The organism is Limoniibacter endophyticus, assembly GCF_014652835.1.
GTDB classification, from domain to species: domain Bacteria; phylum Pseudomonadota; class Alphaproteobacteria; order Rhizobiales; family Rhizobiaceae; genus Limoniibacter; species Limoniibacter endophyticus.
Genome location: NZ_BMZO01000001.1, coordinates 1 through 21,206, shown reverse-complemented (window position 1 = coordinate 21,206; position 21,206 = coordinate 1). Strand labels below are relative to the sequence as shown.

22 protein-coding genes, 3 tRNA genes, 1 pseudogene and 2 riboswitches are annotated in these 21,206 nt (G+C 58.2%); of the genes and pseudogenes, 13 read left to right on the top strand and 13 right to left on the bottom strand.

All coding sequences use genetic code 11. From position 1 onward, the window contains the following. Window positions 1-20: 20 nt before the first annotated feature. From IE151_RS00130 to IE151_RS00120, 3 genes are all read right to left on the bottom strand, one after another. The gene (locus IE151_RS00130) at window positions 21-407 is read right to left on the bottom strand and encodes a hypothetical protein (RefSeq protein WP_189486615.1); all 387 of its coding nucleotides are present in this window, start codon (window positions 405-407) and stop codon (window positions 21-23) included. Window positions 408-547: 140 nt separating this feature from the next. Continuing rightward, the gene (locus IE151_RS00125; protein ID WP_189486613.1) at window positions 548-1,129 is read right to left on the bottom strand and encodes a thymidine kinase; all 582 of its coding nucleotides are present in this window, start codon (window positions 1,127-1,129) and stop codon (window positions 548-550) included. A gap of 135 nt (window positions 1,130-1,264) precedes the next feature. Continuing rightward, window positions 1,265-1,340: transfer RNA gene (locus IE151_RS00120), tRNA-Val, on the bottom strand. Between the two features lie 231 nt (window positions 1,341-1,571). Between IE151_RS00120 and IE151_RS00115 the strand changes: the two genes are divergently transcribed. The 3 genes from IE151_RS00115 to queF all read left to right on the top strand — a co-directional run bounded on the left by IE151_RS00115 (window position 1,572) and on the right by queF (window position 2,547). Further along, window positions 1,572-1,648, top strand: a tRNA-Asp gene (locus IE151_RS00115). A 233-nt stretch (window positions 1,649-1,881) separates the two neighbouring features. After that, a tRNA-Asp gene (locus IE151_RS00110) sits at window positions 1,882-1,958 on the top strand. 124 nt (window positions 1,959-2,082) lie between these two features. Further along, the gene (gene queF, locus IE151_RS00105) at window positions 2,083-2,547 is read left to right on the top strand and encodes a preQ(1) synthase (RefSeq protein ID WP_189486611.1); all 465 of its coding nucleotides are present in this window, start codon (window positions 2,083-2,085) and stop codon (window positions 2,545-2,547) included. Between the two features lie 21 nt (window positions 2,548-2,568). On the opposite strand, the gene IE151_RS00100 is transcribed toward queF, so the two are convergent. Continuing rightward, window positions 2,569-2,727 (bottom strand): YqaE/Pmp3 family membrane protein, encoded by a 159-nt coding sequence (locus IE151_RS00100; protein WP_189486609.1) that lies wholly within the window; start codon window positions 2,725-2,727, stop codon window positions 2,569-2,571. 191 nt (window positions 2,728-2,918) lie between these two features. Then, a riboswitch (glycine riboswitch) is annotated at window positions 2,919-3,005 on the top strand. Next, window positions 3,006-3,111: riboswitch (glycine riboswitch) on the top strand. Window positions 3,112-3,171: 60 nt separating this feature from the next. Here IE151_RS00100 and gcvT point away from each other — a divergent pair. The 5 genes from gcvT to parE all read left to right on the top strand — a co-directional run bounded on the left by gcvT (window position 3,172) and on the right by parE (window position 10,853). Further along, on the top strand, window positions 3,172-4,275 hold the full coding sequence (gene gcvT, locus IE151_RS00095) for a glycine cleavage system aminomethyltransferase GcvT (RefSeq protein ID WP_189486607.1): 1,104 nt from the start codon (window positions 3,172-3,174) through the stop codon (window positions 4,273-4,275). 5 nt (window positions 4,276-4,280) lie between these two features. Next, window positions 4,281-4,649 (top strand): glycine cleavage system protein GcvH, encoded by a 369-nt coding sequence (gcvH, locus tag IE151_RS00090; RefSeq protein ID WP_189486604.1) that lies wholly within the window; start codon window positions 4,281-4,283, stop codon window positions 4,647-4,649. A 12-nt stretch (window positions 4,650-4,661) separates the two neighbouring features. After that, window positions 4,662-7,460 (top strand): aminomethyl-transferring glycine dehydrogenase, encoded by a 2,799-nt coding sequence (gene gcvP / locus IE151_RS00085; protein WP_189486602.1) that lies wholly within the window; start codon window positions 4,662-4,664, stop codon window positions 7,458-7,460. Between the two features lie 169 nt (window positions 7,461-7,629). Beyond that, entirely contained in the window at window positions 7,630-8,559 is a 930-nt protein-coding gene (locus tag IE151_RS00080) for an AEC family transporter (protein ID WP_189486600.1), read from the top strand. Between the two features lie 233 nt (window positions 8,560-8,792). Then, a complete protein-coding gene (gene parE / locus IE151_RS00075) occupies window positions 8,793-10,853 on the top strand; it encodes a DNA topoisomerase IV subunit B (RefSeq protein WP_189486598.1) in 2,061 nt (686 codons plus the stop codon). A 46-nt stretch (window positions 10,854-10,899) separates the two neighbouring features. Here the strand turns inward: parE and IE151_RS00070 are convergent. Continuing rightward, window positions 10,900-11,496, bottom strand: a pseudogene (locus IE151_RS00070) (CatB-related O-acetyltransferase). Window positions 11,497-11,704: 208 nt separating this feature from the next. On the opposite strand from IE151_RS00070, the gene IE151_RS00065 reads away from it, so the two are divergent. Further along, window positions 11,705-12,118 (top strand): antitoxin Xre-like helix-turn-helix domain-containing protein, encoded by a 414-nt coding sequence (locus IE151_RS00065; protein WP_189486596.1) that lies wholly within the window; start codon window positions 11,705-11,707, stop codon window positions 12,116-12,118. Further along, a complete protein-coding gene (locus IE151_RS00060; protein ID WP_189486594.1) occupies window positions 12,088-12,798 on the top strand; it encodes an RES family NAD+ phosphorylase in 711 nt (236 codons plus the stop codon). The genes IE151_RS00065 and IE151_RS00060 overlap by 31 nt, the downstream gene beginning before the upstream one ends. 2 nt (window positions 12,799-12,800) lie before the next feature. On the opposite strand, the gene IE151_RS00055 is transcribed toward IE151_RS00060, so the two are convergent. The 4 genes from IE151_RS00055 to IE151_RS00040 all read right to left on the bottom strand — a co-directional run bounded on the left by IE151_RS00055 (window position 12,801) and on the right by IE151_RS00040 (window position 16,359). Next, entirely contained in the window at window positions 12,801-13,220 is a 420-nt protein-coding gene (locus tag IE151_RS00055) for a VOC family protein (protein ID WP_189486592.1), read from the bottom strand. A 4-nt stretch (window positions 13,221-13,224) separates the two neighbouring features. Then, window positions 13,225-14,286: an ornithine cyclodeaminase gene (locus tag IE151_RS00050; protein ID WP_244636546.1), complete on the bottom strand. Its 1,062-nt coding sequence runs from the start codon at window positions 14,284-14,286 to the stop codon at window positions 13,225-13,227. A gap of 55 nt (window positions 14,287-14,341) precedes the next feature. Beyond that, a complete protein-coding gene (locus IE151_RS00045; protein WP_244636545.1) occupies window positions 14,342-15,508 on the bottom strand; it encodes a DUF2336 domain-containing protein in 1,167 nt (388 codons plus the stop codon). A gap of 80 nt (window positions 15,509-15,588) precedes the next feature. Beyond that, window positions 15,589-16,359: an anti-sigma factor family protein gene (locus IE151_RS00040; protein ID WP_189486588.1), complete on the bottom strand. Its 771-nt coding sequence runs from the start codon at window positions 16,357-16,359 to the stop codon at window positions 15,589-15,591. A gap of 299 nt (window positions 16,360-16,658) precedes the next feature. Here IE151_RS00040 and IE151_RS00035 point away from each other — a divergent pair, with 299 nt between their 5' ends. Both IE151_RS00035 and IE151_RS00030 read left to right on the top strand, forming a co-directional pair. Beyond that, window positions 16,659-17,111 (top strand): MaoC family dehydratase, encoded by a 453-nt coding sequence (locus IE151_RS00035; RefSeq protein WP_189486586.1) that lies wholly within the window; start codon window positions 16,659-16,661, stop codon window positions 17,109-17,111. Continuing rightward, window positions 17,111-17,992 (top strand): HpcH/HpaI aldolase/citrate lyase family protein, encoded by an 882-nt coding sequence (locus IE151_RS00030; protein WP_189486584.1) that lies wholly within the window; start codon window positions 17,111-17,113, stop codon window positions 17,990-17,992. Before IE151_RS00035 ends, IE151_RS00030 begins: the two co-directional genes overlap by 1 nt. On the opposite strand, the gene IE151_RS00025 is transcribed toward IE151_RS00030, so the two are convergent. Together IE151_RS00025 and IE151_RS00020 are read right to left on the bottom strand one after the other, a co-directional pair. Continuing rightward, a complete protein-coding gene (locus tag IE151_RS00025; protein ID WP_189486582.1) occupies window positions 17,968-18,573 on the bottom strand; it encodes a flavin reductase family protein in 606 nt (201 codons plus the stop codon). The two genes, IE151_RS00030 and IE151_RS00025, sit on opposite strands and share 25 nt — an antisense overlap. Window positions 18,574-18,575: 2 nt before the next feature. After that, a complete protein-coding gene (locus IE151_RS00020; RefSeq protein ID WP_189486580.1) occupies window positions 18,576-19,166 on the bottom strand; it encodes a nitroreductase family protein in 591 nt (196 codons plus the stop codon). Between the two features lie 132 nt (window positions 19,167-19,298). Here IE151_RS00020 and IE151_RS00015 point away from each other — a divergent pair, with 132 nt between their 5' ends. Next, the gene (locus IE151_RS00015; protein WP_189486578.1) at window positions 19,299-20,261 is read left to right on the top strand and encodes a hypothetical protein; all 963 of its coding nucleotides are present in this window, start codon (window positions 19,299-19,301) and stop codon (window positions 20,259-20,261) included. 12 nt (window positions 20,262-20,273) lie between these two features. Here the strand turns inward: IE151_RS00015 and IE151_RS00010 are convergent, their stop codons facing one another. Both IE151_RS00010 and IE151_RS00005 read right to left on the bottom strand, forming a co-directional pair. Then, a complete protein-coding gene (locus tag IE151_RS00010; RefSeq protein ID WP_189486577.1) occupies window positions 20,274-20,633 on the bottom strand; it encodes a nucleotidyltransferase domain-containing protein in 360 nt (119 codons plus the stop codon). Between the two features lie 155 nt (window positions 20,634-20,788). Beyond that, on the bottom strand, window positions 20,789-21,206 hold a 418-nt coding region (locus tag IE151_RS00005; protein WP_487343530.1), incomplete at its 5' end, for an EF-Tu C-terminal domain-related protein.

The window sequence follows — 21,206 nt, the reverse complement described above, 5'->3', positions numbered from 1 at the left end:
TAGCGAGTGGAGAAATAAAATCAGGAGAAGGCTGGCGGTGCGCGCGCATCCGGCACTTGCGCGGTCCAGGTGGTCGGGCATGCGGCAGCCCCCCGCATATCCAGCGAAACGCGAATTTCCGTAAAATTCCGGGCCAGAACGGGCGCGGCAGCACCGTTTCCCATCACCTTGCCGCCCGCGGACTGGCACGCGATCGCGCAGCAATCATGCTTGAGCGGATCGGGCGCGCCTGGCTCGCTATTGTCGACCACACCAAGATGCGTACAGATGACCGACCCGCCGGTGGCATCGCCCATAACGCTCGCGGCCTGGGCGTAATTGCCGATCAAGCCTTGCAGCACGAGCAGATAAGCAACCAGCCCCAGCATGGGCCAGGCAAGCAACCTGTCTCTCGAAAATGCGCGCATCGCTTTCATGACAAGAAGCGATGGCACAGCGAGCACGAAAAGTCACTGCGACATGGTGGAAGTTTCGCGCGCCGCTTCGCAGTCAATATCAAGGTGACGGGGCCAAGAAGCGCGCACCGGCAAGCAGATGCGAATGCGGCTTAGTCGCAGCGCATCTTGTCGTCCCAGTGGCGCCGGCAAAGCGATACATATTTTTCATTGCCGCCCACTTCGATCTGAGCGCCTTCCCGTATGACATTGCCCGCTTCATCGACTCGGACGACCATTGTCGCCTTGCGTCCGCAAAAACAGATAGTTCTGATTTCGCGCAGTTCGTCGGCCAAGGCCAAGAGCTCGAGCGAACCGGGAAACAGCTTGCCTTGAAAATCGGTTCGCAAGCCATAGGCCATCACCGGAATGCCGTTTCTGTCTGAAACGCGCGCCAACTGCCACACCTGCCGGGCAGACAGAAACTGCGCCTCATCAATGAAAACGCAGGCAATCGGCTCAACCGCATGCATTTCGGAGATGATCGAGAACAGATCGTCCCCCTCCGCAAATGGAATCGCCTCGGAAGAAAGGCCGATCCGGGAGGAAACGCGTCCCTTCCCGGCCCGGTCGTCCAGCGCTGCGATAAAGATCACCGTGCGCATACCGCGTTCGCGGTAATTATAGGATGCCTGCAGGAGCAGTGTCGACTTGCCGGCATTCATCGTTGCGTAATGGAAATAGAGCTTGGCCATGAAAGGCGTTGTCGCCGCACAGATGCTCGGAAGAAAGCACGCGCGACAGATAATCACAGGATTTTACGCAAGGACAAAACTGCCGATGATGGATACTTGTTCCGGAAACGGCATCTGGTGACATACATGGGAAAATGGTGGGCGATGAGAGACTCGAACTCCCGACATCCTCGGTGTAAACGAGGCGCTCTACCAACTGAGCTAATCGCCCGAAAAGCCAGTGTGCCGCGTCTCTAAGCGATTTGATTTGCCCACGCAAGGGCCCTTTCATCAAATCGTCGCATAAAGTTTGTGAATTTCTGCTCTTCATGTTGGCTTGGCGGTGCGGGAGCAAAAATTTCCCCAGCGACGTTATGAAATCGGCAAAAGGCAGTTGACTTGAAAATGCCCGCCCCGTATACGCCCATTCATCGAAGCGAAACGACCTGCTTCGGTCCAATGCGCGGGTGTAGCTCAGTTGGTTAGAGTACCGGCCTGTCACGCCGGGGGTCGCGGGTTCGAGCCCCGTCACTCGCGCCATTTTCTCCTTTTTATACATGTTGCGAATCAGGCCGCCCGCTTAAGCGCGCGCTCGAAGCATGATGCGAAGAAGCCGTCATATCTCCCTGAAATTTCGTAAGATTCCCGGCCGCCTCTTTTAACAAATTTGTCGAAAAGAATCGCCGCTAAATGAAAAAGCCGCGTTGACACGGCTCTATCCTCCCCGTATATCGCCGCTCACCGAAGCGAAACGACCTGCTTCGGTCCAATGCGCGGGTGTAGCTCAGTTGGTTAGAGTACCGGCCTGTCACGCCGGGGGTCGCGGGTTCGAGCCCCGTCACTCGCGCCACTTTCTTTTCCAGATCATCTGTTATTCGAGAGTGGCGCGCCTCGCATGAAGATGCGCCATTATCACCTCTGTTTCCACATACCGGATGCCCGGGCCTGTCTTGCCCGAACGCATGGAGCTAACTATGTCAAAAAATCCGCTCGAACATCTCACCCAGCTTGGCGGTGCAAACATTGTTGCGGCATCGCCTGAAGAAGCCGTACTGGAGCGCGTGCCCAATCCGCAGGCCGATACGGATTATGTCGCGCGTTTTACGGCACCGGAATTCACCTCGCTCTGCCCTGTTACCGGTCAACCGGACTTCGCCCATCTTGTAATCGACTACGTTCCCGGCGAATGGCTGGTCGAATCAAAGTCGCTCAAGCTTTATTTGACCTCGTTTCGCAATCATGGTGCGTTTCATGAAGATTGCACCGTGTCGATCGGCCGTCGCCTGGTCGAGCTTCTGGAACCGCGCTGGTTGCGCATTGGCGGCTACTGGTATCCCCGCGGCGGCATTCCTATCGATGTTTTCTGGCAGACAGGCAAGGCACCGGAGCACATCTGGTTGCCGGAGACGGGCGTGCCCGGATATCGCGGACGCGGCTGATCAGGATGCATAACCGGGGCGTTACTTTCGCATGATCACCCAGACTGCATGGATGATACCTGGAATATAACCAAGCAGCGTCAGCAGGATGTTCAGCCAGAAATGCAGGCCTATCCCGACTTGCAGGAACACGCCGAGCGGAGGCAGCAGGATGGCGATAAGAATGCGAAGAACGTCCATGATATGATCTCGCAGCAAGGGCTTCGGAGTACGAAACAACCGCCGCCCAGCTGGGTTGCGTTGCCTTGAGGCAACGCAACTTTCTTTCGTAATTGAACGATTCAGCATTATTTTGCGGGAAATCGCGCGTCATTGTAATGACAGCTCCCGTCAATTTCTGTATTGGCGGGCTGTCATGGGCGCAAATGCCCTGTCCGGTTGCGGGAGAGAGCAGAGAAATCTGCCGCCGAAGGGGAAAACGCCCGAAATCTCTCAGGCAAATGAACCGTCGCCGGAAACGACAACTCTGGAAAGTCGGCCAGCATCCAAACTGGCCGCGCCGAAGGTGTAAGCGTCTGTATTCTGCATACGCAAGTCTCTCAGGCTTCAGACAGAGGGGCACGAACAGGCCAAACGCGACAAGCGGCTGGTCAGCGTGCACTCGTATCGAAGGCTGATGGAGACATGGGCGAAAACACTGCGCTGAAGGCGCTTCCCCTCAAGGATCTACACATCGCGGCAGGCGCAAAGTTTGGTGGCTTCGCCGGATGGGACATGCCGCTCACCTACCCGCTCGGCGTGATGAAGGAACATTTGCACACGCGTGAAAAGGCTGGCCTCTTCGACATTTCGCATATGAAGCTCTTTACTATCGAGGGCAAGCAAGCGGTCGAATTTCTGAACCGCGCCTGCCCGCTCGACGCATCGAAGCTTGCGCCATCTCAGGCGAAATATACCTTCTTTCTCAACGAGCAGGCTGGAATCATCGACGATCTCATCGTCACGCGCCTGTCCGATTTGCGCTTCATGCTTGTGGCCAATGCCGGCAACGCAGAAGAAGACGAGGCGCATATGCGCACAATCGCCAAGGGCTTCGAAGTAACGGTTACACCGCTTGATCGCGTCTTTCTGGCCCTCCAGGGGCCGAGGGCCGCGGAGGTGGCAAAGCGTGTCGGGCTCGATATGGAAGGCCTTGTCTTCATGCAGGGCAAGGAAACGCAGAAAGGCTGGTTCGTCAGCCGTTCGGGCTATACGGGCGAGGACGGGTTCGAAATCGGCCTGCCGCTCGATGATGCCCGCCCCTTCGCCGAAAAACTCCTGGCCGACGCCGATGTGGAATGGATCGGCTTGGCCGCCCGCGATTCGCTTCGTCTGGAAGCGGGGCTCTGTTTGCATGGCAATGACATCACGCCGGCGACCGACCCCGTCAACGCGACGCTTCTGTGGCCCATTCCAAAAGAGATCCGCGAGGGTGGTTCCTTCGTCGGCGCAGAGGCCTTCCGGATCATCCGCGAAAAGGGTGCGACGCAAAAGCGCGTCGGCCTTAAGGCCGACGGCCGCCAGCCAGTCCGTGGGGGAACAAGTCTCGTCACCGGAGACGGCGTGCATGCCGGCGCCATCACCTCGGGCGGCTTCGGCCCTTCCGCAGATCATCCTGTCGCCATGGGCATGATTGCCAAGGAATATGCCGATGGTGCCACGCCGCTCTTTGCCGATGTGCGCGGACGCCGCATCGCCATCTCCATCCATCCCCTTCCCTTCACTCCCCATCGCTATTTCAAAGGCTGATCCCCATGAGCACGATCTACTACACCGCCGACCACGAATGGCTTTCCGTCGAAGGCGACGTCGCAACCGTCGGCATCACCAATTACGCGCAGGAACAGCTGGGCGATCTGGTCTTCGTCGAGCTTCCGGAAGTCGGCAAGACGTTCTCCAAGGGTGAAGCCGTCGTGGTCGTTGAATCTGTCAAGGCCGCATCAGACGTCTACGGTCCGGTCGATGGCGAAGTGACGGAAGTCAACGACGCATTGTCCTCCGACCCGGCGCTGGTCAACAACGCCGCGGAAAGCGACGGCTGGCTCTGGAAGATGAAGCTTGCCGACGTTTCCCAGCTTGGGGGCCTGATGGACAAGGCCGCCTACGACGCAACCATTGCATAAGGTTGAAATCTTATGACTGAGATGAGCATTCCCTTTTCGCGTCGTCATATCGGTGCTAGTGCCGATGACACACGCGCCATGCTGAAAGAACTCAGCCTTCCTTCCGTCGAGACGCTGATTTCGCAGGCCGTTCCGGCTTCCATCCGTCTCGATCGCGCACTCGATCTTCCTGCTGCCCTTTCCGAAGCCGAAGCGCTTCAGGAACTGTCGCAGAAGATGGCGCAGAATGTGCTGATGAAGAGCTTTATCGGCGCGGGCTACTACGGTGTGCACACGCCCCCCGTCATTCAGCGCAACATGTTCGAAAATCCCGCCTGGTACACCGCCTATACGCCCTATCAGGCAGAGATCAGCCAAGGTCGTCTGGAAATGCTTTTCCATTTCCAGACGCTGGTAAACGAGTTGACCGGGCTTCCTGTCGCCTCCGCTTCGCTGCTCGACGAAGGGACGGCTGTCGCCGAAGCCATGGGTATTGCCTGTCGCCATCACCGCATGGGTCGTGCCGAAATCGTTTTCGCCGGCGAGCCACATGCGCAGACGCGCGATGTGGTCATCACCCGCGCGGAGCCGCTTGGCCTGGTCGAATCGACTGAAATTTCGGACAAGACGGCAGCACTCATCGTTTCCTGGCCTGACACGCATGGCGTTTATGGCGACCATGCAGAGGCTATCGCCAAGGCGAAGGAAGCTGGTGCCATCGTCATCTTTGCAGCCGATCCACTTGCGCTGACGATCTCCGATACGCCCGCCTCACTTGGTGCTGATATCGCCGTCGGCTCCATGCAGCGCTACGGCGTCCCGATGGGCTTTGGTGGCCCGCATGCAGCCTATTGCGCCGTTTCCGACAAGCTGACGCGCCTCATGCCGGGGCGTCTCGTCGGCCAGTCGGTGGATGCGCAGGGCCGCGTCGGCTACCGTCTGGCGCTCCAGACTCGTGAACAGCATATTCGCCGCGACAAGGCGACCTCCAACATCTGCACGGCGCAGGCCCTGCTTGCCAATATGGCGGCAGCCTATGCGATTTACCACGGCCCTGCGGGCCTGCAGATGATCGCCTCGCGTGTCCATGGCTTGGCATCGCGTTTTGCTGCCGGCTTGAAGGCTGCTGGCATCGAAATCGCATCCGACCGCTTTTTCGATACGGTTACCGCTACAGTTAAGGGCAAGTCGAACGCCCTGGCGGTCGAGGCGGAAAAGGACAACCGCCTCATTCGGGTGCTGGACGACAACCGCGTGGCCATCGCCTTTGACGAGACCTCCACGGAAGAAGACCTCGTTGCACTCGCCGCTCTGTTTGGCGCGCAGCCGGCTGAAAAGCCGGAACGCACAATTCCGGGTCGGATGCGCGACGAGAAATTCCTCACGCAGCCTGCCTTCCGCGAGAATCGCTCCGAAACGGAGATGATGCGCTTCCTGCGTCGTCTGGCAGACAAGGATCTCGCGCTGGATCGTGCGATGATCCCGCTCGGTTCCTGCACGATGAAGCTCAACGCCGCCGCAGAGATGATGCCGGTCAGCTGGGCGAATGTCGCGCATATGCATCCTTTCGCCCCGGCCGGCCACGCCAAGGGTTACGCCGCCATGACCGCGGATCTGGAAGCCTGGCTCTGCGAAATTACCGGCTTTGACGCGGTTTCCCTGCAGCCCAATGCCGGCAGCCAAGGCGAATATGCGGGATTGCTCGCAATCCGCGCCTATCACAAGCAGAACGGCGATGACCAGCGCACCGTCTGTCTCATTCCTGCCTCCGCACACGGCACCAATCCGGCGTCGGCCTCCATGGCCGGCATGGATATTGTCGTGGTGAAATGCCTCGAGGAAGGCGACGTCGACATTGAGGATCTGCAGGCCAAGGCCGAACAGTTCTCCGACCGCATCGCCTGCCTGATGATCACCTATCCGTCCACGCATGGCGTGTTCGAGGAAGGCATCAGGGAGATTTGTGAGATCGTCCATTCGCATGGCGGTCAGGTCTATCTCGACGGCGCTAACCTGAATGCCATGGTCGGCCTTGCACGACCGGGCGACATCGGCGCCGATGTTTGCCACATGAACCTGCACAAGACCTTCTGCATCCCGCATGGTGGCGGAGGCCCCGGCATCGGGCCGATCGGCGTCGCAGCGCATCTTGCACCGTTCCTGCCCGGCCATGTGGTTCAAGGCACCAAGAACGCTGTTTCGGCGGCGCCATTCGGCTCGGCCTCAATCCTACCTATCACTTGGATGTATATTCGCATGATGGGCGGCAACGGGCTGAAGGCGGCAACGCAGGCTGCCATCCTCTCAGCCAATTACATCGCCGCGCGCCTCGAGAAGCATTATCCGATCCTCTTCAAGGGCAAGCGCGGCCGTGTCGCGCATGAGTGCATTCTCGATACGCGCGTCATGAAGGCTGAAACCGGCGTTACCGTCGAGGATATCGCCAAGCGCCTCATCGATTACGGTTTCCATGCACCGACCATGTCATTCCCGGTTCCGGGCACTCTGATGGTGGAGCCAACAGAATCAGAGCCGAAGCAGGAGCTTGACCGCTTCTGCGATGCGATGATCTCTATTGCCGAAGAAGCAGACAAAGTGGCCAAGGGTACCTGGCCGAAGGGTGACAACCCTCTGGTCAACGCCCCGCATACCTCCGCCGAAGTCATGTCGGACCACTGGCAGCACCCCTATTCCCGCGCGGATGCCGCTTTTCCGCTGGGCAAGGGCGAGTTTGCATCCAAATACTGGTCACCGGTCTCGCGCATCGACAATGTTGGCGGCGACCGCAACCTGATCTGCTCCTGCCCGCCGGTGGAAGCCCTGGCAAGCTGATTGCACTGATATGTAACCGTTACACAACGCCGGCCACCGTGGCCGGCGTTGTTCTTTTATCCGGCTGGCACAGCGGTATTTCATTTTTGCACGTCGCTATCGTCGCCAAACAGTTGCAAGCTGTGCGCCGAATCGTTGACGTCGACATTGCAATTCTCGGATAGTCTTCATGTTGGAAATCGCCGCGCTCATGCTGCCGTTCTTCGGCCTCATTGCCATTGGCTACATCGCAGCGCGCATCACCAGACAGCCGGTCGAAGCCCTTGGCTGGCTGAACACCTTCATCATCTACATCGCCCTACCGGCGCTTTTTTTCGACCTGATCATCAGCACACCGCTCGACCAACTCGTCAGGTTCGATTTCATTGGTCTCAGCCTGCTGGCAACCTATTGCATCTTCACGCTGATTTTCCTCACAGGGCTCTTCCTCCGGAAGGCATCGTTACGCGAGGCGGCGATTCAGGCATATGGCGGCAGCTATGGCAATATCGGCTACATGGGACCCGGCATTGCCATCGTAGCGCTTGGTGAGCAGGCCGTGGCGCCCGTGGCGCTGATCGTGTGCCTTGAAAACGCTGCGCATTTCATCACCGCGCCTGCCCTGATGGCCGTGCAGGGCGATCGCCGCTCCGGACTGGCCATCGTCGCAAGCGTTGTACGCAATGTTCTCACCCATCCGTTTATCGTCGCGATGATCGCGGGCTTCGTGGCAGCCTTGTTGGAAATCAGGCCATACGTGCCCATTCAGCAACTGATCGACTATCTCGCACAATGCGCTGCTCCCTGCGCTCTGTTTGCAATGGGCGTCACCCTTGCCCTGCGTCCCATCAAACGTGTCCCTGCCGAGATCGGCTATCTCGTTCCCGCAAAGCTACTGCTGCACCCCTTGCTAGCTTATGTGATCCTTACCAGTCTCGGCACATTCGAACCCATCTGGATCAGTGCCGCCGTCCTCCTGGCAGCCTTGCCGACGGCGACGAATGTCTTCGTGCTGGCGCAGCAATATGGCGTCTGGCAGGAGCGCGCTTCGGCAACGGTCGTCGTCACCACGGCGACCTCGCTTCTCACGCTTCCAGCAATTCTGTTCTGGATGCGCTGACAAGACTTGCTCCCACGAGTCACAAGCAGCCTGTACAGCCGCTCCCGGCCACGTTTTTCTGGGCAAAACCGCCCTTGAAGCCTTACACAGCCTCGCTTTTTGCCTTTTCGTGCGGCAGATTGGACTGGTAATCCCGATCCTCTGCATTTAGAACAGAACGAAAACACAGATTGCATGACGGGCATTTGTGGATGCATCCTGCATTCGCTGCGACGAGAGACATAGGCAAACGCATGGCGGACGAAATCGATCTTTTCGGAACTGCGGATCAGGCGCCGGCGAGCAAGCCCCAGCTTGCTCCAAAGCCTGTCGTGGAGAAACCGAAGAAGGCGGCAACTCCTTCCGCCGTCGCACCGCGCGACCCCAATGAAAGCTATTCGGCAGCCGACATCGAGGTCCTTGAAGGGCTTGAACCCGTGCGCCGGCGACCGGGCATGTATATCGGGGGCACCGACGACAAGGCGCTGCATCACCTTTTTGCGGAGGTCATCGACAATTCGATGGACGAAGCGGTGGCCGGCCATGCGACCTGGATCGATGTCGAGCTCGATGCGGAGGGCTATCTTTCCGTGACGGACAATGGGCGCGGCATTCCGGTCGATCCGCATCCGAAATTCAAGGATAAGTCGGCCCTCGAAGTGATCATGACAACGCTGCATGCTGGCGGCAAGTTCGATTCCAAGGCCTACGAGACCTCGGGTGGCCTGCACGGCGTCGGCGTTTCCGTCGTCAATGCACTGTCGGATGATCTCATTGTTGAGGTCGCGCGTGGCAAGCGCCTCTATCGCCAGACATTCTCGCGCGGCGTTCCACAAGGCGGGCTGGAAGATCTGGGCGAGGTTCACAATCGTCGCGGAACGAAGGTGCGCTTCCACCCGGACGAACAAATCTTCGGCAAGGGCTCTAAATTCGAAGCCGCGCGCATCATGAAGATGGCGCGTTCAAAGGCCTATCTGTTCGGCGGCGTCAAGATCCGCTGGTCCTGCGACGCTTCTCTTGTCAACGAAAAGGCTGGCGTTCCTGCCAAGGCCGAGTTTCATTTTCCTGGCGGGCTGAAGGATTATCTGTCCGCGTCGCTCGAAGGCGAAACCCAGGTCACGCGTGATATTTTCGCCGGCAAGAGCGAGAAGCAGAACGGACATGGCGCGGTCGAATGGGCAGTCACCTGGCATACCGGCGATGGTCTGATTCATTCCTATTGTAATACGATCCCAACCGGCGACGGCGGTACGCATGAGACGGGCCTGCGCAACGTCCTGACACGCGGCCTGAAAGCCTATGCCGAACTCGTTGGCAACAAGCGCGCCGCGGTCATTACCTCCGACGATGTGATGGCCACGGCCGCTGGCATGCTCTCAGTCTTCATCCGTGAACCCGAATTTGTCGGCCAGACCAAGGATAAGCTTGCGACCGTCGAAGCCCAACGAATCGTTGAGAACGCGATCCGCGACAAGTTCGATCACTTCCTCGCCGACAGCCCGCAGGAAGCTTCCAAGCTGCTCGACTGGGTGATTGCACGCGCCGACGAGCGCATCAAACGCCGCCAGGAAAAAGAGGTTAATCGCAAGACGGCCGTGCGCAAGCTGCGCCTGCCCGGCAAGCTGGCGGATTGCTCGCAGAATTCGGCGGCGGGCGCCGAGATATTCATCGTCGAGGGCGATTCGGCAGGGGGATCGGCCAAGCAGGCGCGCGATCGCGCCACGCAGGCCGTTCTTCCGCTACGCGGCAAGATCTTGAACGTCGCCAGCGCTGGTCGTGACAAGCTCACGGCCAATCAGCAGATTGGCGATCTCACGCAGGCACTCGGTTGCGGTACACGTTCAAAATATCGCGAGGAAGATCTTCGCTACGAGCGCGTCATCATCATGACCGACGCCGACGTGGATGGCGCGCATATTGCCTCGCTTCTCATCACCTTCTTCTATCAGGAGATGCCGCAGCTCATTCAGGAAGGTCATCTTTTCCTGGCCGTGCCACCGCTCTACAAGATTACCCAGGGCGGCAAGACCATGTATGCGCGTGACGACGCGCATAAGGAGGAGCTGATGGCCAAGGAATTCAACGGCCGCGGCAAGATCGAGATCGGTCGCTTCAAGGGCCTTGGTGAGATGCTGGCAAGCCAGCTCAAGGAAACCACGATGGACCCGAAGAAGCGCATGCTTCTGCGAGTCGAGGTTCGCGAGAGTCAGGAGACGACCAAGAACGCCGTCGATGCCTTGATGGGTACCAAGCCTGAAGCCCGCTTCAATTTCATTCAGGAACGCGCGGAATTCGCGCAGGACCTGGATATTTGATCTTACCGGGAGTCTGCCCGTCATTGGCGGGCAGATCCGTCGGTAATTATATCGTCTGAATGCTCTCTTTCGAGTACTGATAGAGACGGACGATATCACCGCTCGTCAGAAGCGTCATAGCGCCCTTCAACTGCACATCGCTCCAGTTCCACCATTGCATTTCCAGAAGCTGGGATGCCTGCGCATCGCTCCAGCATGTCCGGACAGTCCCGCCGGATTTCCGCCGACAATAGCATAAGGTTCCACATTGCGCGTTACCAGTGCGTGCGTGCCGATGATAGCGCCGTTGCCTACCGTGACACCCGGCATGATGATTGCTTCCGAGCCTATCCAGACGTCATTGCCGTCACCGGTCGCCAACGGGCATATATCCGTTTTCGACATCCGAAGGATTCCACCTCCGGCATCCAGTAAATGGAAATGTGCTGATCCAATCGTGCCGATGGCCCTGATTACCGGCCATGATAAAGGCCGCACCAGAGCCGATCGAGCAGAAACTTCCGATGATCAGGCGGTCCTGCCCTCAACCGGCAGGAGAAAACGCGCGCAATCGTCGAAACTGTGGCCATGATAATAGCTTGAATAGTAGCTGTAGCGCCCCGACTATAATGTTGGGATTGGTCACCTGAAGAACTCCAAGCATCCGTGCCGATGATGACGACTTTTGCCATGCAGGCGCGCAAAAGCACGAGCCGCATGACTGACTCACACGCTCCTCGCTAAACGCGGGAGCTAGATGCAGGTGGTTCGGTCGGCGCTCTTCATGGAAAATCATAGTCAAACTTCTGGGAACTTCCCAGACTTGTCATTTGGCGAAATTATACTATATTTATGCCAAATGGAGACCTAACATGCAGCTTCATCAGTTAGCACATACGCCCGCTGTCGAGATCTCTCCGGTCATCACGGATGAGGAAGCAGCAGCCCTTGCCCGCACGACCGTCAACCTCTTTCGGGCCTGGCAATTGAGCGACACGGAAGCTCGAATTCTGCTTGGTGACATGGCTGCGCGCACCTGGGCACGCTGGAAGGATGGTGAGATCGGCCGCATTGATCGGGACCTGCGTATGCGCATGGCGCATCTCATGGGCATCCACAAAGGCTTACGCTACCTCTTCAAGGAACCGGCGCGCGGTTATGAGTGGATCAGGAAACCAAACGCCACCTTCGGCGGGCTATCCGCGCTCGAGTTCATGCTGCGCGGCGAACTTGCCGATCTGGCGACCATGCGCGAATGGATCGATGCGGAGCGCGGCGCGTGGTGAAGAAGCGTGTCCGTTGGCCAAAGACCCACCGCATCATTCGTTCCATACATCCGCCGATCCATCTGTTCGAGGACATCGCCGATCCGCATGACTGGGAAGCGTTGGTTGCCGTGGAATCGAAGACCAACCCGCGCATCCGCATGGAGATCGGCGATCTCGGGAAGGTTCCTCCGGCACGCCGTGTTTCCGGTCCCGGCTCCAGCCTCGTGATGGCACCCTTTGTCCATTGCTCGCCACTACACCCGGGAAGGTTCAGTGACGGCACTTTCGGTATTTATTATGCTGCCGACCGCGAGGAAGTTGCTGTTGCAGAGACCATCCATCATCATGCCTCCTTCATGCGGGCGACAGCGGAGCGGCCAGGCTGGACCGCAGATTTTCGCGTCTTGATCGGTTCCGTGGATCTCGATCTGGACGATGTCAGCGCCGTGTCCGGCGCGCGCAATCCGGTAGATTACAGCGTATCGCAGAAACTCGGTGCCGCTTTACGCGACGGCGGCAGCGATGGTCTGGTCTGGGAAAGCGTTCGCATGGAAGGTGGTCAATGTATCGGTATCTTCTGGCCTGACCTCATCCCGATCCCGACGCAAGGCCGTCATTACAGCTATCACTGGAACGGCAGTCGCGTCGATTATGTGCGACAGCACGATACGGGTATCGTGCTGTCTGTAACCGAGTAGGCTCAGAGCCTGAAGCTTACGTGACCCTGCGCATCGATCGGCCATTGCGCATTATGGGCGATTTCCCACGCGTGGCCGTCCGGATCGGCGACATAACCGCGAAAACCGCCATGCGGTGGCGCATCCGCCTTCCGCAGGAGCGATCCGCCAGCATCGATCAAGGCCTGCATCACCTTCTCCACCTCCACCTGCGCGGTAACATTATGCGCGAGAGAAAACGCGCTATTGCCGGAAGCCGAGCGGTTCATATCCTCTTCGAGCGACGTGTTGAGAAAGGTGCCGAGCACAAATCCATTCATCTGATAGAAGATGATTTCTTCGTTTTCCCAAACAGGGTTCCAGCCGAAACCTTGCGTATAGAAACGCTTCGACCGGGCAATATCTTCTATACCGAGCGTCACGGCAGCGACAGATTGCAACATTGCCTCATTCCTTCATACCCTGTTCGAAACGCCGCAGCATTCCATAGAGGTCGCGGGGCTCGTCCGGATCGGCCAGAAGATCGAGATCTTCGTAGAGACCGGTGGTCTGCAGCTTCTCGCGTACAAAGCGCAGCGCGGAAAAATCCTCGGTCGCAAAGCCTACACTGTCGAAGAGCGTGATCTGCTGCTCATTCTTGCGCCCCTCGACCTTGCCAGCCATCACTTCCCATAATTCGACAACGGGATGATCTTGCGGCAATTGCTGGATTTCACCCTCGATACGAGTCTGCGGCGGATATTCGACGAATATATCGGAGCGCATCAAAATGTCCTTGTGCAGCTCGGTCTTACCCGGACAATCTCCGCCCACCGCGTTGATATGGACGCCCGGTCCGACCATGTTGTCTGTCAGGATCGTTGCATATTGTTTATCGGCGGTCACGGTGGTGATGATATCGGCCCCCTCCACCGCTTCCTGTGCCGAAGTACAAGAGATGAGTTCGATGCCTGTTCCCCGGAGGTTGCCCATGCATTTCTGCGTCGCAGCCGGATCGAGATCGTAGAGCCGCACCTTGTCAATCCCGAGCAGTGCCTTGAAGGCCAGGGCCTGAAATTCACTCTGCGCGCCATTGCCGATGATGGCCATCGTCCTTGCATTCTTACGAGCCAGATATCGAGCTGCAACGGCAGATGTCGCAGCCGTGCGCAGCGCCGTCAGGATCGTCATTTCGGAGAGCAGCATCGGATAACCATTACCCACATCAGCCAGAACGCCGAAAGCCGTAACGGTTTGGCGTCCCTCGCGCATGTTCTTCGGGTGGCCGTTTACATATTTGAAGCCGTAGAGCGTGCCGTCACTGGTCGGCATCAGTTCGATCACGCCGTCGGCCGAGTGAGAAGCTACGCGCGGCGTCTTGTCAAAACTTTCCCACCGGAGGAAATCCTCTTCGATCGCCTGCGCCAACCCGGTCAGAAACGCCTCGACGCCGACCTTCAGCACTAGCCTCATCATGTTCTCGACGCTGACAAAGGGTACGATGGCGAGCTTGGATATTTCTGCGGTCATGATCATCCCTCATGTTCGATCGGGATGATGATAGGCCTCAAACAAGGCCGGTCAATCAGGCGGCTGCGATCTCCACCGCGTGGTTGCGCGCGTTCTGACGCAGAAGATCGACATGAATGCCCTTGAGCAGACGTGCGAGATCGCCGCGCCCGCCCGGTTCGCAGGATGTGCGCTGCAAAAGCTCGTAGGAAATTTCCTGCGCGCCCGCCAGGCGTTTGCCACGGGCCACGTCGTGCCAAAGGAAGATTGCGTCACCCAATATTTGATGCGCGGAGGCAGGCAGTCCCGCCTTGGCGAACAGTGCGACCAGAACCGAGCGCTGGCGAGACGACAAGATCAAGCGCACACGTGTTTCACTTTGCCCCGTCAGTGCGGAAAGGGCCGCCCCGAAGAAATCAATCTTGCCGTGGGTAACGGTGCGAATCAGGAACGAGGTAGTGAGTTCGCCAGAGAGCCGCAGATGCGAGATCAGGGCAGGAAAATCCTCTACCGGTGTTAGATCGAGAATCTGCACTGATGCGCGAGAACACGCTTCCCTGGTCAGTCGATCGGCGCGCGCTTCTCCAACGACGCGCAAAAGCAGCGGCGAGGAAGCAAGGGCCTGCGAAACATGGTCAAGCAGGTGATAGCGGCAATCGCTGGGAAGACGGACGTCATCCAGCAACGCCCCCCGCACGTCGGCGACCGCACCGTGGCGTTCGCTCATCCGGCGAAAACTCAGCGCTTTAATATCGGCTCCGTCATTTCGCAGCAGCGCAACGCAAGATTCGGCACATCCCACTTCGGCAATCGCGGCAGATAATGCCATCGGCACCTGCGGCCGGCCTGCAATAGCGCATTGCGTATCGGTGCGGCCGGCAAACACGCGATCGACAAGATCGTACTCCTGAAGGATCGGTGAGCGCGCAAGAACAAGCCCGGCAATATCCGGATTGTCATCCGCAAGACCGCTGATGACCTGGATCGGAGCGCCAGGACTGTGAGCCAGCACTTCGGCCAGCGCCAGGCGCACTTTCGGCGAGGGATCATCCAGCAGATAGGTGAGCGCCGCTTCCGCCGCACATCGCGTGTCCAAATCCAGTTCATCGACAAGATAGGCATGCGCCAATGCGGTTGCCGCCGCCGCACGATCCGTCGCAGACGCGTTGCGCGTCCATTTCAGAAAATCGCCAATCACCATATCTGCGACCTGCCCCGCTGCCCCATGCTCGCCCCCGAGCATTTCTGTTAACCATGATTGGCGCAATTTGGTTAACAGGCGGAAAACAAAGAATTATTTTAGCAATCGCCTATATACGCAGACTATCGTTTCAACCGCGCAAGAACCTGTTGCTCCTCGTCTGGGCTAAGCGGTACGCTGGCTCTCGTTGCGGCCCGATAGGCGTCGATGGTAGCCATATTGGACGGCGGCGGAATCATGATCGGCGTTGTTCCTACAATCGGTGCCGACACAGCCAGACGTACGCTCCACCTGTCCTGAAAGAGGCAGGACACGGCATCTGTCACGAAATCGGTGCCCACCAGGCGGTACTGCCGGCATAGATTGCCGTCACCGTCCCGGAAAGAAGCGACCATGCCGAGCTCCCGTGCATCCATAAGCGTCTTGCCCTGCCCCGACGGTAATTGCGATAATTGCCTGTCCGTCTCCGCGCTCGTCAAAGCGCCGACCGGCACTTCGAGCCTGCTACGCTCTGGCAGAGCCGAAAGATAGCCCGTCGCAGCAGCCAGCAGAAGAAGCCCGAATGCGCCAATACATATATAGATCGGCGAGCGTGTAAGCGCGATCTTGTCTGTCTCGCCAACAGGCGGAACATCGGCAGAGCGTCCCCCATCACGAAAGCGCTTTCCCGATCCCTTTTTGTCCGATGCGGAGTTTTCCAGGGTAGCAGCATTGGCGATGGCCGCCGCCATGGTCGCACGTACGCGCCGTCTGGTCTGGCGCAGCATCCGGGCGCGCGCTTTCAGCGTGGGATCATCGGCAAGCGCTTCTTCCACCTGGGCAGCTATATCGGGTGCAAGCGCACCCTCGACATAGGCCATCAGCATGTCATCGGTGATTTGCGAACTTGCCATAAAATGCGATCCCGGTCCGCCAGAGGCAGCTTGTTTGGAAGCCTAAACTGCTCTCTCGATTTTCGCCGCTCCGGCGTCCGAGGTTTCCTCTCTAGCCGGAGTGCTGATCCTTCTTCTTTGCCTCAGCTTGCTACAAAATCATGTCGTGTCCAAGGCAGGATAATACCTAGCCGGATAGCCGAAGGAAGCTCGATTCCATCCTGACGAAAAATTCTCTCCAAGCCCTTGCGCATTGACATAGTTGTTCTCGACCGGAAGACCTTTTATCCATCATGCTTAAGCAATTTCGGGAGGATGGCATGGCGGGATTTTATCTGGAGGAGTTCCACGAAGGACAGGTGCTTCACCACGTGATGCGCAAGACGGTAACGGAGAGCGATAATATGCTCTTCTCCGTCATGACACTCAATCCGCAGCCATTGCACATAGATTTTGACTACGCGGCCAGGTCCGAATGGGGCAAGCCGCTGGTCAATTCGCTCTTTACTCTTGGGTTGATGATCGGCATCTCCGTGCATGAAACGACGCTCGGGACCATCATCGCCAATCTCGGCATGACGGACGTGAAGTTTCCCCATCCAGTTTTCCACGGCGATACGATCCGGGTCGAATCGACCATCCTTTCCGTACGGGGTTCGAAGTCGAAGCCGGACCGCGGCATCGTCGAATTTGAACATCGCGCCTATAATCAACATGACCGGCTCGTTGCACAGTGCGCCCGTCAAACGATGATCCAGAGGAAACCTGCCTGATGCGTTCTTTGCTTTTTGTGCCGGGTGATTCGCAGCGCAAGCTCGAGAAGGGCTTTGCAAGCGGGGCAGACGTTCTGCTGATCGACCTGGAGGATTCCGTTTCGCAGGAAAACAAGGCAGAAGCGCGCCAGATTACTCGAAGCTTTCTAGATGCATGTAAGGAAAAGGAAGGCCCTCGCCTTTTTGTGCGCGTGAATGCGCTCGACACCCAGCTAACCGACGGCGATCTTCAGGCAATCATGGGCGCACAGCCCGAAGCCGTCATGCTGCCGAAAGCCTGCGGCATGGCGAGCCTGTCAGAATTTTCGGTCATGCTGCGCGTTGCCGAAGCGCAAGCTAATGTCACAGATGGTGCCACCCGGATCATCGCCATCATTACGGAAACCGCCGCCAGCGTTCTCGCGACGCCGAGCTGGAATGCGCCACATCCGCGGCTCGCCGGCCTCAGCTGGGGGGCAGAAGACCTTTCGGCCGATATTGGCGCGCTGGCCACACGCGATGCAAATGGCGCCTATACGGACGTTTTCCGACTTGCCCGCGCCGTGACACTGCTTTCGGCCAATGCCTGTCAGACAGCGGCCATCGATACGGTATTTGTCGATTATCGCGATGAGAGCGGCTTGCGACGTGAATGCGAAGCCGCGTTGCGCGACGGCTTCACCGGCAAGATGGCGATCCACCCGGCACAGGTACCAATCATCAACGACGTCTTCACGCCCAGCAAGGACGCCATTGCGCAAGCACTGCGCATCGTGGACGCTTTTGCCCAGGCAGGAAATCGGGGCGTCGTCGGCATCGAAGGAAAAATGTACGACCGCCCGCATCTGCGGCGGGCGGAAAGGCTTCTGGATCGTGCTCAGTCCTTCCAGCGCGGACGGTAGAGCTGAAAGACGCTTTCGACGAAAGAGAAATCCATATAGCCGAGGCGCGAAACCTGCGCCAAAGCCACCGCATCGACGAGACCGTCCTTGAGCACGCTCTCGTCGATATGCACCCCGACAACCTGACCAATAACGACAATGTCGCCGGTCTTCTCTCGCGTTATGTCGCGGGGTTCGATGATCTCCGTGACCATGCATTCAAGAGCGGCCGGCGCTTGGGCAACGCGCGGTGGCTTCACGATCTGACATTGTGCGGGCGTCAAGCCAGCATGGTCGAACTCGCTGATATTCTCCGGCGCATCTATGCTCGTCGCGTTCATTTTTTCCGCCAGCGGGCGGCTCACGATGTTGCAGACAAACTCACCCGTTTCGCGGATATTCGCGGCGGAGTGTTTCAAGCCGCCGGACGAAAACATGACCAGCGGCGGATTGCCTCCGATCGCATTGAAGAACGAGTATGGAGCGAGATTGTAGGTGCCATCTTTCGCAATCGACGAAATCCAGCCGACGGGGCGCGGGCCGACTAACGCCTTGAAGGGATCGTGCGGAAGCCCGTGGCCATTCTTCGGTTCATAGAACATAATCACTTTGCTCCTGCGTATGGGCCGGTATAGTTGCTGACGATCGCGTCGAGTTCAGGGCGCGGGCGATCCGCATTCGATCCATCATAATTGCCTATATGGACGAAGCCGACCACGCGCTCCTCCGGCGCCAGGCCCAGGATCGCGCGACCCTTTTCATCATCTGAATACCAATTGGTAATCCAGGCGGCGCCATATCCCATGGCGCTGGCAGCGGTCAGAAGATTCATGGCAGAAGCGCCACCCGAGAGGAACATTTCCCATTGCGGGATCTTGATGCTTTCGCGCGGGCAAAACACGATTCCGATCACCAGGGGCGCGCGGGCGAAGCGTTGCCGCTCCTGGTCCAGCCGCGCTTGTGGCAATTCCCCTTCCCGCTCCACAGCCAGGGCCGCCAGCTTCTCGCCAATTTCAAGGCGCGCATCGCCCCGATAGAGAATGAAGCGCCAAGGCACAAGGCGGCCATGATCCGGTACGCGCGAGGCAATGCGAATCAGCGTCTCGATTTCCTGCTCGCTCGGACCGGGGTCGGTCATGGCACTGATTGGCGCGGAACGACGGGAAAGAAGAAAATCGAGGATGGGGGAAGACAAGATGATTTGGCTCCAGATTTCGGGTTCGGCTACCTGTCTTTCATCTGTCGGCGCGCGTCAAGCAGCAGGACGTATCGGAGAACGGCGATGACGCCTTGAAAAAACCACCGCTTTGGGGTTCAAGGTTTTTCCATGCATCAATCCATCCGCCTTGCTCTCACGATTCTGCTTCCACTCTCTGTCATCTCGTCTGTGGTCGCGCAGGAGTTGCCGCAACCGGATATCGATCCTACAAAGCATATCCATATTCCCGGAATTTCCAATTATGCCGCGCCGCAGCAGCATGAAAGTCTCGCAGTGGCAGCCGATGGAAATATCACCCTTTCTGCCAAGCTAATTCGGGAGGGCAAGGATATTGCCCGGGGGATGGTCTGGCGCGTTTTCCGTCCCGAGGCTGGCGCCGACGGCAATCTGCCGCTGGTTGCCACCGCGCGTGGCGGCACGACCACCTTCCAGCTCGAACCTGGCAGCTATCTCGTTCATGCAGCCTTCGGCCGCGCCGGTGCCACCAAGCGCATCACTGTCGGGCGCGACCCGCGTCGCGAAAACATTGTGCTGGACGCGGGCGGGCTGAAACTGAACGCCACGCTTTCGGACGGCCGATTGATCAAAGCAGACAAGCTTCGCTTCTCCATATCCGAAGGCGATGAAGATGCCGGCGAACGCAATCTCATCATGCGCGACATCGCACCCGGAACCGTTGTCCGTCTCAATGAGGGCACTTATCACGTCGTTTCCACCTATGGCGGGGTCAATGCCATCGTGCGCTCCGACATTCGCGTCGAGGCGGGTAAACTTACCGAGGCAACGATCGAGCACAACGCAGCCGAAGTAACGCTGAAGCTGGTGCGTGAGCATGGCGGCGAAGCGATTGCCGATACGGCGTGGTCGGTCCTGACAAGCTCCGGCGATCCGGTACGCGAGTCGGTGGGCGCCTTTGCCTCTTTGGTGCTTTCAGAAGGCGAATATACCGCCATCGCGAAGAATCGCGACCGTATCTACCAGCACGATTTCACCGTCAAGGCTGGCAATAATCAGGACGTCGAGGTTCTGCTTTCCGAAAACGCTCCGGACGATGCCGGGTATGTTGATTGACGCGTCTCGCGATCAATCAAGTTCAAGGACAATTCCTTCCTTCGAAATTTCGCGCGCGATCGAGTTTTCGATCGAAAGGTCGTTCTTGAACTTGGAGATCCGCGCGCAAGAGACCTCGGCATAGACGCCGCTTCCCTCCTGCACCTCCCATCCAAGTTCCGGTGAAAAAAGCGCCTCCGGCGCGTCGTCACCAAGGATGACCTTAATCTCCCAGTCGCTATCAGGATCCGCATCTCCCCGGGCATGGCTTCCATAGAGAAACACGCCAAGCGGATCATAGGTTTCTCTGATGCGCTGAAAAAGAACCGTAAGTTCGGGAAACGTCGTCTCCACGCTCACGCGTCGCCTTACTCCACTTGATGAACCACTCACGCTGCCCTCCACACACAGACAAACCGTTCATGTGAACAATCGGACTCAATGCGCAGTACGTCGGCAAGTTCCAGGTCCGCCGCTGGGCGAAGCCAATATAAAACCCGGAGACGTTTCCGCCCCCGGGTTTTATCAGTCAGAAAGCTTTAAAAAGCTTACTCGGTGATCGAAGCGACGATACCTGCGCCGACGGTACGGCCGCCTTCGCGGATAGCGAAGCGCAGCTTTTCTTCCATCGCGATCGGCACGATCAGTTCGACGTCAACGGTAACGTTGTCGCCTGGCATGACCATTTCCGTACCTTCCGGAAGCGTGACGATCCCCGTCACGTCGGTGGTGCGGAAGTAGAACTGCGGACGGTAGTTCGTGAAGAACGGCGTATGACGGCCGCCTTCTTCCTTCGTCAGGATGTAAGCTTCAGCCTTGAACTTCTTGTGCGGCTTGACCGAACCCGGCTTCACCAGAACCTGGCCACGCTCGACGTCATCACGCTGGATGCCGCGAACCAGAGCACCGATATTGTCGCCCGCCTGGCCCTGATCCAGCAGCTTGCGGAACATTTCAACGCCGGTA